8 protein-coding genes and 1 pseudogene are annotated in these 14,015 nt (G+C 34.3%); 1 reads left to right on the top strand and 8 read right to left on the bottom strand.

Annotation, left to right across the window (positions count from 1 at the left end; genetic code table 11):
- Positions 1 to 328: 328 nt before the first annotated feature.
- The 6 genes and pseudogenes from SHI72_RS14580 to SHI72_RS14555 all read right to left on the bottom strand — a co-directional run bounded on the left by SHI72_RS14580 (position 329) and on the right by SHI72_RS14555 (position 6,889).
- On the bottom strand, positions 329 to 718 hold the full coding sequence (locus SHI72_RS14580; protein WP_323490422.1) for a hypothetical protein: 390 nt from the start codon (positions 716 to 718) through the stop codon (positions 329 to 331).
- A pseudogene (locus SHI72_RS14575) lies at positions 711 to 1,532 on the bottom strand (RHS repeat domain-containing protein); the annotation flags it as partial. The pseudogene SHI72_RS14575 and the gene SHI72_RS14580, both read right to left, overlap by 8 nt.
- A gap of 981 nt (positions 1,533 to 2,513) precedes the next feature.
- Positions 2,514 to 3,374 (bottom strand): tyrosine-type recombinase/integrase, encoded by an 861-nt coding sequence (locus SHI72_RS14570; RefSeq protein ID WP_323490427.1) that lies wholly within the window; start codon positions 3,372 to 3,374, stop codon positions 2,514 to 2,516.
- A complete protein-coding gene (locus SHI72_RS14565; RefSeq protein ID WP_323490426.1) occupies positions 3,374 to 4,231 on the bottom strand; it encodes a tyrosine-type recombinase/integrase in 858 nt (285 codons plus the stop codon). Before SHI72_RS14565 ends, SHI72_RS14570 begins: the two co-directional genes overlap by 1 nt.
- A 117-nt stretch (positions 4,232 to 4,348) precedes the next feature.
- Positions 4,349 to 6,661 carry a CHC2 zinc finger domain-containing protein gene (locus SHI72_RS14560; protein WP_323490425.1) on the bottom strand — a complete coding sequence of 771 codons (2,313 nt, stop codon included), beginning with the start codon at positions 6,659 to 6,661 and terminating at the stop codon, positions 4,349 to 4,351.
- A 3-nt stretch (positions 6,662 to 6,664) separates the two neighbouring features.
- Positions 6,665 to 6,889 carry a SymE family type I addiction module toxin gene (locus SHI72_RS14555; protein ID WP_323490424.1) on the bottom strand — a complete coding sequence of 75 codons (225 nt, stop codon included), beginning with the start codon at positions 6,887 to 6,889 and terminating at the stop codon, positions 6,665 to 6,667.
- Between the two features lie 171 nt (positions 6,890 to 7,060).
- On the opposite strand from SHI72_RS14555, the gene SHI72_RS14550 reads away from it, so the two are divergent.
- The gene (locus tag SHI72_RS14550) at positions 7,061 to 7,408 is read left to right on the top strand and encodes a helix-turn-helix transcriptional regulator (RefSeq protein ID WP_323490423.1); all 348 of its coding nucleotides are present in this window, start codon (positions 7,061 to 7,063) and stop codon (positions 7,406 to 7,408) included.
- Positions 7,409 to 8,190: 782 nt separating this feature from the next.
- Here the strand turns inward: SHI72_RS14550 and SHI72_RS14545 are convergent.
- Complete coding sequence (locus SHI72_RS14545; protein WP_323490422.1) at positions 8,191 to 8,580, bottom strand: hypothetical protein; 390 nt, start codon at positions 8,578 to 8,580, stop codon at positions 8,191 to 8,193.
- The gene (locus SHI72_RS14540) at positions 8,573 to 14,008 is read right to left on the bottom strand and encodes a DUF6443 domain-containing protein (RefSeq protein ID WP_323490421.1); all 5,436 of its coding nucleotides are present in this window, start codon (positions 14,006 to 14,008) and stop codon (positions 8,573 to 8,575) included. Before SHI72_RS14540 ends, SHI72_RS14545 begins: the two co-directional genes overlap by 8 nt.
- Positions 14,009 to 14,015: the final 7 nt, after the last annotated feature.

The raw sequence follows: 14,015 nt of genomic DNA, 5'->3' as shown, positions 1-14,015 counted from the left end.
ACCGCGTGGCGCTCCTCGGGATAATTCCGTAAAACTACATTATCCCTGCGGTGCTTCGGGGCGTTAGTCTTTGTGCATAGTTCAGTCGCCACAAGGCTAAGCTTGTTTTTTTGGATGATTTTTTTAGAACGTTTTATCTTTTAATTTCAGATGAAAATTAAAAAATATTCAAAAAAAACAAGCACAGGATTGAAGCTTATCGGGAGTGATTTGGTTTTAAAACATAAAAAAACCTCGCCAGTATTTGGACGAGGTTTAATTGTTTTATACTCTTTGTCGATTATCGTTGTAGGTTCGAAGTCGGGAGACTTCGAACAGCTGGGGGCACTTATAGTTCTTCTAATTCTGGTTCTTCCAATGATAATACTTCGATTATATCATTTGGAGTAGCAAAAATATAATTGGTTATTGATTCCTTTAAGTATATACCTGAGCTTTCATTAACTATCCAATCAACAAATTCATTATTTTGTGTTTTGAATAAACACCACTCCCTACTGTCATTTGGAAACAATGGGATAGATTTAATCCTTGCCCCTTCGTCAGCATTTCTATAAGCTACATAGTTGTCGAATTTAAACCTAAAGAGGTTAGTTTTTCCTTCTTCTCTAACTATTATTCTAAATCCTTCATAGTCATCGTAAATTCCCATTATATGAATTGTTTTAGGAAAATTGGAAATCTTTGGTTCCCATCTAATTATTTCAGTATTACTCATCGTATCTAAATTTGGTCATTTTTTTACCTTTTAAAATTTCTAAAGTAGGTCTTCCATCCTTGCTCTTTTCTCTAACATTTACAGTACTACCATCAGGTAGTGTCCCGATTCTTATTCCATTAACTTCTCTAATATTTGAAGGGTTTAAACTATCAAAATCGTTATTAGCTTCCTCAATTCCGCCTTTTTTCTCAAAGATAGTAGACTTGCCTTTAGTCTTGTCACCAGGAGTAGATGCATCAACTAAATCATCAATCTTATTTTCAAGTCTTTTTATTCCTGTTTCTTCAATTGTTTTTTCTTTAACATTATAATCTTTAATACTAAACTTTTCGTCAATACCTTTTCCATCAATTTTAAATGGTCTCTCATTTGTGTTACCTCCATAGTTAGGACTCATGTAATCAGTTAAAACAGCAAATACAGTTCCTACTACTTTACCAATAACTTTGCCTCCAGTTTTAACTGTTTCCTTTGCTACTTCCTTGACAACTTCAGTAGTGGTTTTTTGAACAACTTTCGTCTCAACTAATCCACCACCAACAAAACCTAAAACAGGTTTATTTACAACTTTTATAGGTTCGTGATTAGTAGTGTCTGGCTTCCCATTGGAAGGAGTTCCTTCCAAGCCTTCTATTTCAATTTTCCATACAGGATTATTATGAGCAAACTGATAAGTAGAAATTGACATATATTCTTCAGAAACTGGGTCAACTCCAAAAAATCTACCTATCGCATAATCGTAATTTCGGTGTCTAAACGTGTCCCAGTTCAAGCCTAACTCATCCTGACGCTCTTGTCCTAGAAACTTATACTTGTAATTTCCTGTGCGATATTTACTTCGCCCGAGCGTTTATTTCTGCGTTCCTGCGAGCAAAAACTATTTTTTAAGAACGTACTTTTTCATTTTTTTATCTGCTCAAAAATAGGGTTTAAATTTTCAATTGAAAAATAAACTTGATTGATTTTTCTTTCTTTTTTATTTCAATTGAAGAAAAAAGATTTCGTTTTATTGATGCGCTCGATTTTTGTGCAGGATTTTTTTATCCTGATGTTTCTATTTAAAACAAGTGTTTCTAAAAAATTCTGCGCAAAAATGAGCATAGCCCCACGGCGATTGAGTTATACGCAAAGACAATGAACACCCCAAGTGAGCAAAAAAAGCGTTATTTATTCCAACTTGTAGAAAGCTTTTTTTAGCGAACGGGTGGCGGTGTTGCGGTCTTGACCAGTCGCCACAGACCGAGAGGCTCTTTTTCTGAGCCGTAGGGATGTGTGCGTGCAACGGCAGCCGAAAGATGGAGCGATAGCGCAATAAATAATAAAAATCAGCTTTAGCGTACTTTTTAAGGCTGATGGCTGGGCAAAAGAGCAACCGCCAAAAAGTGTGCAGCGGTTTGTTTTTTTTCCTTATTCAAAGTGCAGCAGAGCGGAACAATTATCAATCAAAAAATAAAGAAAGCTGCACCGAACGTAAGGTAGAGAACGTGTGAAGTGAGGAGCGGGAACGGAGGCTTTTTAGCCGACTGGAAGCGAAGAACGCAACTAAGTGAACGACTGGAGAGAGACCGCTTTATTGATTTCTATTGGTTTTCTTTTGTTTATATTTGGCGTATGGATTTTATAGATACTATCAGTTTTATCGCTTCTCTTTTGACGATTTATTTGTTTTTAAACGACTTTTTAAAAAAGATATATACTACATATATATGTGGTTTATATAATCTATCGACAGCTTTTAAAAACATTAAATTGGTATAAATAATTGATACTATTGATATAAACTGGTAATAATCTATTTAATTGGATGTAGTTTTTCGATAGCTATTTTTAAAGCATTTAATCCTGTTTCTCGGTATTTTTCTGTTGTGTCCGGACTTTTGTGTCCTGCAAAATATTGAACTATTCTAAGGTTATTATTTTTGATTAATAAATTAGTAATTACACTTTGTCGGATTGTGGTGGTGGTTAATCTTTTTTTAGATTGATTTTGATACGTACTGATTAAATAATCTACATCATCTTTTGTTATTGGTGTTCCGAGTTTGCCTAATAACAAAGCGTTTTGGTCATTTCTAAAGGTTTTTAGCTTATTTCTATCCTGATTGATAAATTCGTATAATAAAAGGATTTGCTCGGCTTTTAAGGGTAAATTCCTGGCATTGGTTATTCCTGTTTCTTTTATTTTTATGATGGCTTTTTCTAAGTCTATATCGTTAATTTTCAAGCTTTCTATTTCTGCCAATCTTAATCCCTGATTGATAAGTAAACTCATTATAATTTTGTTTCTTTTGGTTAAAAACGGATAACGTTCTTTTCTTGGTTCTAAGAGTTTTTCGAGTTCTTTTTCGGTAAATAAGTCCTGTAATTGGATTGGGTTTTCTTTTGCGTCTCGTATTCGTATGGCTCTGGTGGGATTGTCTTTGCGTTTTCCTGTTTCAATCAGATAATCGTAATATTTTTTTATACTACCCAACATTACTTTTACGGTTGTTGGTTTATATTCTTTGCGCAATATTTCTATGTATTGCATTACTTTTTGATAGTTGTACTTTGGGGTATTTTTATCGTGTTTTTGGTATTTTTTTATGATATGCAGATAACTTTTTACGGAACTTTCTCTTAGGCTTTGTTTTAGATATTCTTCGATGCTCATTACTGTAATTTGTTTTTTAAGAGATTGATTCGGGTGTAAATTTGTGTGGTTGCGATTTGCTGATGTCCTAAAAAATCTCTGACCATTTCTATACTCATTTCATTCTCTAAAAGATGTGTAGCGATGCTGTGCCTGAGTGTATGTAAACAATAACATTCAGGGTTTAGGTTTTGGGTTCTTTTAAGGAGTCTTTTAAAAAGATTGTAGATATTCTGCCCTTTCATTTTAGTACCGTTTATATTGATTAAAAAGCTTTCCTGACTTTGTTCTCTATGGGTTTGAGTATCGGTATAATAGTGTTTAAAATCATCTATAATGGTTGTAGTAAGTGGTATTACTCTGCGTTTTTTACCTTTTCCTTTTCGTATAAAGAGTAGTTTTTGTTCAAAGTTTATGTCTTTTAATTCTAATAATTCTACTTCGTTTCTTCGTAGCCCACAGCCATAGCAAAGGTGTAATATTGTTTTTTCGGTTATGTTTTTGCAAGTTGCGTAGAGCTGTTGTATTTCTTGTTGTGTAAATACTTGACGCTCATTATTTACGGGTTGTTTTAGTTTTAGATTGTAGGGATTTTGGTTTATCTTTTTGGTTCTTTGTAGATAATCAAAGTATAATTTAATAGCTAGTAACTGACTGTAAATATGGCTTTGGCTTTGCTTTCCTGTTCTTCGCTGTTTAGGTTTTTCTTGTAAATACTGATGATAGTTTTTTATATGTTTATCTGTTATTTTTTCAATAGTTGCTTTAGTAAAGTCTAAGAGTTGCTTTGCATATTTGGGATAATTACTAACTACATTTTTACTATATCCTAGGTTTTCGAGTTCTTTTCTAAATTCATAAATCGCATTTGTAAACATAGCTATGATGTTTTTATGGTTGTACTTTTTTTTTCGACCGAACGCCAGTTAGTTATTAATTATAAGTTGTTAATTATTAATTGATTGCCATTGTTCTAGCGTTCGTTTGGTGTTCAGTTAGTGTTCGTTGGTGTTCGGCTTTAGGTTTTGGATTTGTTTTATAAAATGCTCTTTTAGTTTCTTGCGAACGCTTTGTATATCATCAAAATAGGAGATTCTGTATTTATAGCCTTTGTTGCCGTGTCCGTATTGTTTGATGTATTCCAGTTGTACCAATTGATTGATATAATGCTGTAATTGGGTCTTTTTAAAGCCTGTGGTTTCCATCGCTTCGAACCTTGTAAAATCATGGGCTGGGAACTTCTTTTTTAGCTTTTCAAAGAACTGTCTCAAACTTCCGTCGAGTTCATCTATTTTTAGGATGATACTTTCAAAAAGGATTTCTACAGCTTGTTCTACATCTTCGATTTGGGTTTGTATTTTTGCGTTTTGGGATTTGCGCTGATATTGGTTTAAGATGGTTATTTGTTTGATTATGGATTGGAACATTTCATTTAATCTTCGTTTTTTATGTACGTTCTCAGGGAGTTGTATTTGTGTGGCAAAAGGATTTTGTACTTCTTCGGGTTTTAAACTTCTGAGTATTTGCTGTAATAATAACTTGGCTTTTTCCTGCTCTTGTTCGCTTATTTCTCCAGCGATTCGTTTATTTTGATAGGTAATGATTCTATTGGTTTGGGCTTCGCTTTCATCAACAGCAAGCAAAAAACTACGGCTCATATTGTCTTCGTATAAATCGCCTTTGGTAGTAGCACTCAGCGAACTAAAAACACCTTTTACTTCTTTCTTTGTTGATTTAATATTGCCTTTTTTGTCTTTGATAGATACGGAACTCGAGAGTCTTTGATTGCTTATTAATTCTCGCATGGCAAACATGGCTTCTTCTTTTAATCCGTCCAAATCTTCGATGATAAGGTGTTTTCCAACTAAATCATATTCGCCCCAATTATACAAACTGCTTTCTGTTATTCTTGTAAATCTAAGTACATCTTCCTGTGGCATCAAATCGGCTATTTTACTGATTAAATGCGTTTTTCCACTTCCGCTACTTCCTTGTACAATAGCGTGTAAGGGCTGTTTGGTTTTGTAACTCGAGGCGATAATAAACAATAATAAGCGGCTGTTTTCTTCTCCGATTATTCCTGATTTCTCAATCAAAATATTAAGTTCTTGCAGTAAGTTTTTTTGTTTTAAAACATCTATTGCATTTAGATTTTGGATTGTTTTATTTTGTGATTCTTCGATTATTGGATTAGCAATTTCGGTTGTATTGTCCTCAATAGAAAAAGAAACGTTTAATGGTTTTCTTTGATTTAAAAGTTCGGTAAATATTTCTTTTTCATGTAATTGCAACGTTTCGTTAATGTCTTTGTTTGGCAGTTCAATCTTAGTAATTAATAATCTATCATTGATAATTAATAATTGATTAGCATATCGTGTTGCAGCTGTTCTTCCTGCTATATCTGTATCAAAACAAAAGATAATTTCTTCCAGTTCTGTGAGTTCTAAAATGGCTTTTTGGATTTCTTCGTTTAAACCGTTTGTGCCGTAACAAGCTAGGATGCTATACGCTGTAGGCTCTAGGCTTAAAGCTTGTATTACGCTTGCTGCATCAATTATACTTTCGGTTAAGATTAGTTTTTTTGTTTTGGCATTAGGATAGTTTGGATATAATCCGCTTCGGTTTTTTAAGTAAAAATGTTTGGCGTCTTTTTCATTTATGGTGCTTCTAAAATACAAGCTTACAATTTGGTTTACTTTGTTTTTTAATGGAAAAACAATTGATTTATTACCAAAAACATTATAAGCTTTCTCGCCTGTTTTACTGATAATGTTTCGGTCTAATAGTAATCCTATTTCTAAACAATTATTGATTAAAGTTTCATCCCGTCTTGTGCCGTGATGGAATTGTCCGCCATTAAAACCAATTTGTAAAGCTTCAATATCTAAATTTCTGCTTTTGCAATAATCCTTTGCGGGATTACTATTAAAAATACCTTTTCTAAAACTCTGGAACATTTTCTCTAAAAATGCAATATGCTCAAGGCTTTGAACTGTCGGCTTTGGACTTTCCTTTTTAGGCTTTGGGCTTGGAGCTGCTAGCACTGGGCTTTGGATTATCATTGCTATGCATTTCATTATAGCGCCTCGTTTGGTTATCTTTTCATAATCCTGAACAAACTGTATTTGGTCACCTTTTTTATCGCAAGCATGGCATTTATAAAAGTTCTTTTCTAAGTTTACTTGCAAACTTGCCGTTTTATCGTCGTGGAACGGACACAATAACATATTGTTTTTATTGGGCTGTAATCCGTAATTGTCCAATATTGTAGCTAGCGGTAGGTTTTCTTTTATTTGTTGGATTTCCATTGTTTACGGTTTTTTAGGTTTTGCTTCTCTTGGTTTTACTAGAGGTTCTATGTGTTCTATTACTAACAACTTTTCACGGATTATGATATTCACAGTATCGCCAACTTTAAAGCCAAGCTTCTCAAGCCATACACCGCTCACGCTAAGCCAAGGAACTATTTTATAACCTCGGGATAATTCTCTGTGTTTGGGCTGAAGTTTTACTTGTTTGCTGTTTCCTTTTGCCATGTTTTTACATTGTTGAAAAGTTTTTATGATACTTTTTTGTTATGCAATAATACATAATTGTTTTATCTAATAAAACTTTAATGTATTATATTTTTCAACAATGTTTTAAACAGATGTATTATTGTTTAAATTTGCATATATTTAAGTATTAAACTAATACACATATCTACTATGATAACGATAAGTGAACGCATAAAACAACTTCGCACAGAGAATAACCTAACTCAATCTGAACTGGCAGAAAAAGTAGGCTTGACTTATGTGCAAATTGGTCGATATGAAAAAGGGAAAAGTAGTCCGTCCTCCGATGTATTACAAAAACTAGCTTTCATATTAGGAACTAGTACCGATTATTTAATGAATGGTAAAACTCAACAAGTAGAAGCACAATTAACCGATATAGAACTTATAAAACAGTTTCAAGAAGTAGAAAAATTAAACCCAGAAGAAAAACATCTTGTTAAAACTTTTCTTGATGCTTTTATTACTAAAAAGAAAATTCAGCAATTAGCACAATAAAAATACTTTTATAAAATAGAAAACCACTCGGCAATGAGTGGTTTTCTATTTTAAGTGATTTCGTATTATAGACATACAGTAAGCAATCAAGCGGTCTCGCTACAGTCGTTCTCTTTGTTTCATTCTTCGCTTCCAGTCGTTCGTTCCTCTCTCCGTTCCCGCTCCTCATTGCACACGTTCTCTACCTTGCGCTCGTCGTGGCTACTTTTATTTTTTTAGCTGATTTGTATTGCTCCGTTTCTCTACGCCTTGCCTAAGGAAAAAAAACAAACCGCCACTTGTTTATTGGGCGGTTGCTCTCTCGCCCAGCCATCAACCTCAATAGGAACGCTTTCGCTGATTTTGATTAGTTGCTTCGTTTTACTGCACCTTTTCGGCTGCCGTTTCACGCTGCTAGCCCTACAGCCCAAAAAAAGGGCTTCCCGTTCTAGCGTGCCTGTACGATTGCCGCAACACCGCGTGGCGCTCCTCGGGATAATTCCGTAAAACTACATTATCCCTGCGGTGCTTCGGGGCGTTAGTCTTTGTGCATAGTTCAGTCGCCACAAGGCTAAGCTTGTTTTTTTGGATGATTTTTTTAGAACGTTTTATCTTTTAATTTCAGATGAAAATTAAAAAATATTCAAAAAAAACAAGCACAGGATTGAAGCTTATCGGGAGTGATTTGGTTTTAAAACATAAAAAAACCTCGCCAGTATTTGGACGAGGTTTAATTGTTTTATACTCTTTGTCGATTATCGTTGTAGGTTCGAAGTCGGGAGACTTCGAACAGCTGGGGGCACTTATAGTTCTTCTAATTCTGGTTCTTCCAATGATAATACTTCGATTATATCATTTGGAGTAGCAAAAATATAATTGGTTATTGATTCCTTTAAGTATATACCTGAGCTTTCATTAACTATCCAATCAACAAATTCATTATTTTGTGTTTTGAATAAACACCACTCCCTACTGTCATTTGGAAACAATGGGATAGATTTAATCCTTGCCCCTTCGTCAGCATTTCTATAAGCTACATAGTTGTCGAATTTAAACCTAAAGAGGTTAGTTTTTCCTTCTTCTCTAACTATTATTCTAAATCCTTCATAGTCATCGTAAATTCCCATTATATGAATTGTTTTAGGAAAATTGGAAATCTTTGGTTCCCATCTAATTATTTCAGTATTACTCATCGTATCTAAATTTGGTCATTTTTTTACCTTTTAAAATTTCTAAAGTAGGTCTTCCATCCTTGCTCTTTTCTCTAACATTTACAGTACTACCATCAGGTAGTGTCCCGATTCTTATTCCATTAACTTCTCTAATATTTGAAGGGTTTAAACTATCAAAATCGTTATTAGCTTCCTCAATTCCGCCTTTTTTCTCAAAGATAGTAGACTTGCCTTTAGTCTTGTCACCAGGAGTAGATGCATCAACTAAATCATCAATCTTATTTTCAAGTCTTTTTATTCCTGTTTCTTCAATTGTTTTTTCTTTAACATTATAATCTTTAATACTAAACTTTTCGTCAATACCTTTTCCATCAATTTTAAATGGTCTCTCATTTGTGTTACCTCCATAGTTAGGACTCATGTAATCAGTTAAAACAGCAAATACAGTTCCTACTACTTTACCAATAACTTTGCCTCCAGTTTTAACTGTTTCCTTTGCTACTTCCTTGACAACTTCAGTAGTGGTTTTTTGAACAACTTTCGTCTCAACTAATCCACCACCAACAAAACCTAAAACAGGTTTATTTACAACTTTTATAGGTTCGTGATTAGTAGTGTCTGGCTTCCCATTGGAAGGAGTTCCTTCCAAGCCTTCTATTTCAATTTTCCATACAGGATTATTATGAGCAAACTGATAAGTAGAAATTGACATATATTCTTCAGAAACTGGGTCAACTCCAAAAAATCTACCTATCGCATAATCGTAATTTCGGTGTCTAAACGTGTCCCAGTTCAAGCCTAACTCATCCTGACGCTCTTGTCCTAGAAACTTATATTTATAATTAACTTGTAAATTATCCGTATTATAACCCTCGTGCTTCAATCCAAAAGGGTAATAATTGTTTTCTTCAAGAATCTCAAGAACGTTTTGGGCATTTTTTTTGTAACTCACGCGAACATTTCCTAAATGGTCCGTATAATTAAACACATAATTATAGTTATCTGCTCCACTTGCAGGTGTATTGTTTATATAGCCCTCTGCTGTTGGGAAAAACTGTAACGCATTATCTTTATACTGGAATCCTCCTAGATAAATGGTCTTTGTTATAATCCCATTATCGCTAACTGTTTTACCCAATTTTTGCCCTGCTGCGTTGTAAATATACTCAATCGTATTTGTCCCTCCAAATGTTATTTTGGTTGGCAAATTAAGATGATTGTAGCGTATCTCGATAATATTTTTATTTTTATCACTAATCATATTTCCATTAGCATCATATGTATAATCATCTCCGGTTTTGTTACCGTCTATAAATCCTCTTGCATCATTACCTCCTGAACCATCTGTAACTTTTAGGAGTTGGTTAGGACTATCTAATTTATAATCATACGTTAAAGCATCTATTTGCATTTTTCCTAATTGCTGATCCTGAAGGCCAAAACGATTCAGTGACATGATATTTCCGTTCTTATCATAGGTAAGGTTCTCATCATATGCATTAGTGATAAGTCCTGATTTCTGATAAATAGAATTCAATAAACGATTTAACCCGTCGTATTGATAACCGTACTTTCTTAATAGTCCCCCGTCAGATTGTGTTTTCCAATACGTTTCGGCAATGTTACCATTGTACAATGATTTTACATTTGGGTCGGTAGTTTCTTTATTGTAATTAATTTTAAAAGCAAATAAATCGACTGGATCTGATTCTTGTTGCAAATTATCTGTTTTGTTTATTCCAGTTAACCACCCTCTTATATTATAACTATAATCAACCTTTTGTAGAGGGTTACCAGTACTTTCACCTACCTTTTTAGCTTTAAGTTGTCCTAAATCATCATAAATATTCTCTGCAAGAAGCTGTACTACTCCTCCATTAATTTGATGCGTATGAGTTAGTAAGCGGTCTTGTGCCGAATAAGTGAATTCCTCTTTTATGGTAAGTTCTACAGCTCCTGTTGAGAGCTTGTGTTTGGTTATGGTGTATAATGGTTTTCCTGTAAAATCTAGTTTACTATCAGTAGTAGTATAGCCTCCTAAATAATTTTGAGTATAACTACGTATCGGTCTTGCTTTGCTATCATAAAAAGTACTAGTAGTTTCTCCAGAAATAACAAAAGCTGATGTAAGTGCTCTTATCCAACTACCTGTTGCCAAACCTTTGACATTAGCCAAAACATCTTGTCCTTCGATACTTGTAGCTACAGTCGAAACATTAGGATAATCATAAGTATCATAATAGTTTACTGTAAGAAGCTTGAAACTAGTTGGCGCAATAAGATTACTATAATTGGCAGCAACTCCATCAATTGTACCTGAAGTTTGCTTTGTTTCGAATAATACAGTAGCTGAATTTTGGCCATCTTGCATGGTTTTCCGGCTTGTACTAGTTGAAGTTGAATTTAACCAACCCGTATAAATTGGTCTACCAAAAGTATCGTATTTGGTAATTAACCAACCTATTGTTGTTTCTCCTTTAAAGGGAGAATTTGCTGGTCCTGTGGCTACAGGACGATCCAATTTATCGTACACAATAAACTCCCATTGTTTTCCTGGTAGTTTCTTCTCGACCAAACGGTTACGATAGTCGTATTTGTACTGGTAACATAACCCTTTTAAAACTTCGTCACTTATAGCTCCATCAGCTTTTGGAGGAATTACATAAGTTAGATTCCCGTAATCATCATATACATAATAGGTATCGTGTTTTTGTTGCGATTCGTAGGTTCTCTTTAAAATTACCTTGCCTTCTCTATCTTTAAATTCTACTGTGCTTCCTGAAGTTTCAGAAGGATTAGAAGAGGAATTCTCATCATAAGTTACCGTTTTAGATAACTCATTAGCATCGTAAAATAACCCATTATCCGAAAAGGAAATATCAAATATTCCCGCCGAAGCATTCCAGCTTGTAGCTGCTTTATATAATTTTACTTCACTACCTGAATTAGTTTGGTAATCCAATTTAATTTCATGTCCACCACCCATAGCCCAGTCTGTTCCTGGGGCAGCTTGTTTTAGAACTCTGCTAAGAGGAGATGATTCTAATTCCTTTACAGAAAAAGGATTTGCTGTATTTTCATATTTTTCTGTACTATAAAAATTAATAGTATTTGCATCTGCGTTTGCTTCATAAGCCATATTTACAGATGTTGCAACATAGGGCAAGTATTCATGTGTTTGTCTTCCAAAATCATCGTAACCAATATATGTTATAATGTCTTTACCCGAATTGGATTGCTGATTAGCAATTTGTTGAATTGGCCTACCCAGCCCATCAAAATAAGTAATACTAGTTTGAGCTTGATTAGGTGACGGATTCGCTAAAACAGTTTTAACTGGTTCTTTGTAATTAGTTGTTATAATAAAATTATGATCTGATGAAGGGTCTTTAATACTAGAACAATCTGAATCTGAACCATAAAGCAATGGACAATTATCGGAGTAATTATCTACATAATTCCCAGCCGGTTTGGTGCATTGTTGCACAAAATTAGAAGGATCTCCTAAACCGTCTTCTTCATTATCAGCATACCATTTTGTATTGGGATTTATGAGAATAGCTTTATCATCGCAATCTGAAGCGTTGGCTACATAACCTGTAGGTTGAATACTGTAATACAGGCTTACATTTGGATTCCCATAGGTATCTTTATCAAAATCCTCATAAAATGTTTGTGGAGGAATATTAGTAATATTTCCAGTCCGATCATTATAGTCTGAATTATTGGCTACATATCCTGTAGGCTGAATACTGTAATACAGGCTTACATTAGCATTCCCAAAAGTATCTTTATCAAAATCTTCATAAAATGTTTGTGGAGCTATATTAATAATATTGCCTGTCCTATCATCATAATCAGAATTATTGGTTACATATCCTGAAGGCTGAATACTGTAAAACAGGCTTACATTTGGATTCCCAAAAGTATCTTTATCAAAGTCTTCATAAAAAGTTTGTGGAGGAATATTAATAATATTTCCTGTCCTATCATCATAATCGGAATTATTGGTTACATACCCATCGGGCTGAACACTACATCTAACAGTCACATTCAGATTTCCAAAAGTATCTTTATCGAAATCTTCATAAAAAGTTTGCGGAAGAATATTTGTGATACACCCTGACTCATCATCATAATCACTAGCATTGTCTACATAACGATAGGGTGGGATACATCTTTCTACCGTAGTTGTACTTCGTCCATAAGTATCTCCATCTTTGTCATAATACCAAGTCCTAACATACTTATATGCTGGATTTCCGTCAGCACAATCGTCTGAATTTTGAACATACCTGTCTGGTTTTGTACAACTTTGGATAAATACAGAAGCATCACCAGCTCCGTCTCCATCATTATCATAATACCAAATAGTATCAGGATTTACGAATTTATTCCCATCGTCACAATCTCCAAACTTATCAGCATACCCTTCAGGTTTTGTACAATTCAATACAAAATTTGCAGCCACACCAAAACCATCACCATCCACATCACGATACCATCTTGTATATTTATCGATTTCTGGATTATCATCATCACAGTCGCCTGCTCTCCTTACATAATTTTTAGGTGCAGCACACCCTCTAAATGTTATATTATCGTTTCCACTACCATCGTCATCGTTATCATAGTACCAAACTGTATCAGGGTTTAAATCTGTAGCGGCATCATTACAATCATTTGCATTATCTACATAATCTGTAGGTTGCGTACAGCTTGCTACCGTTACTGCCCGATTTCCAAAACCATCGTGATCTCCATCAAAATACCAAACCGTCTTTGGATTTATTAATTTTTCTCTATCATTACAATCCTGATTATTGGTTACGTAACCCTCGGGCATTACACTACAGTATATTGTCTCGATCGCACTACCATAAGTATCCTTATCGAAATCTCTGTAAAAAGTCTGTGGTGTAATATTGGTAATCGCTCCATTGGCATCATCAAGATCCCATGGATTTGCTACATAGTCTGTAGGTTGTAAACAACTGGTTGTAGTAATTGTACGATTACCAAAGCTATCGTGATCACCATCAAAATACCAAACTGTATCTGGATTTACTAATTTTTCTCTATCATTACAATCCTGATTATTAACCACATAGCCAGGTGGTTTTAATGTATAAAACACACTTGAATTGGGATTCCCATAAGTATCGCCATCTATATCCTCATAAAAATACTGGGTAGGAGGCCTACTGGTAATATACTGATTGTTATCATCCAGATCATTACCCTGAGATACATATCCCTCTATTGCTTCTGAACTCATGATATATTTAGTGGGATCCCCGCATTTATCTCCATCAGCATCTCTATACATTTTAACAGGACGGTCACCGCCACCACCTCCGCCTGGAGGAGCAGCTTTAAGACTTTTATCCTGTCCATATCCTAATGAAACGATCAATAGTAATAAGAAACTGTATATATATTTTTTCATCGTTCTC

The sequence above is a fragment of the Flavobacterium sp. PL02 genome (assembly GCF_035013205.1).
Lineage (GTDB): Bacteria > Bacteroidota > Bacteroidia > Flavobacteriales > Flavobacteriaceae > Flavobacterium.
The sequence above is the reverse complement of the archived record's forward strand: the minus strand, read 5'-3'. Positions and strand labels throughout refer to the sequence as shown.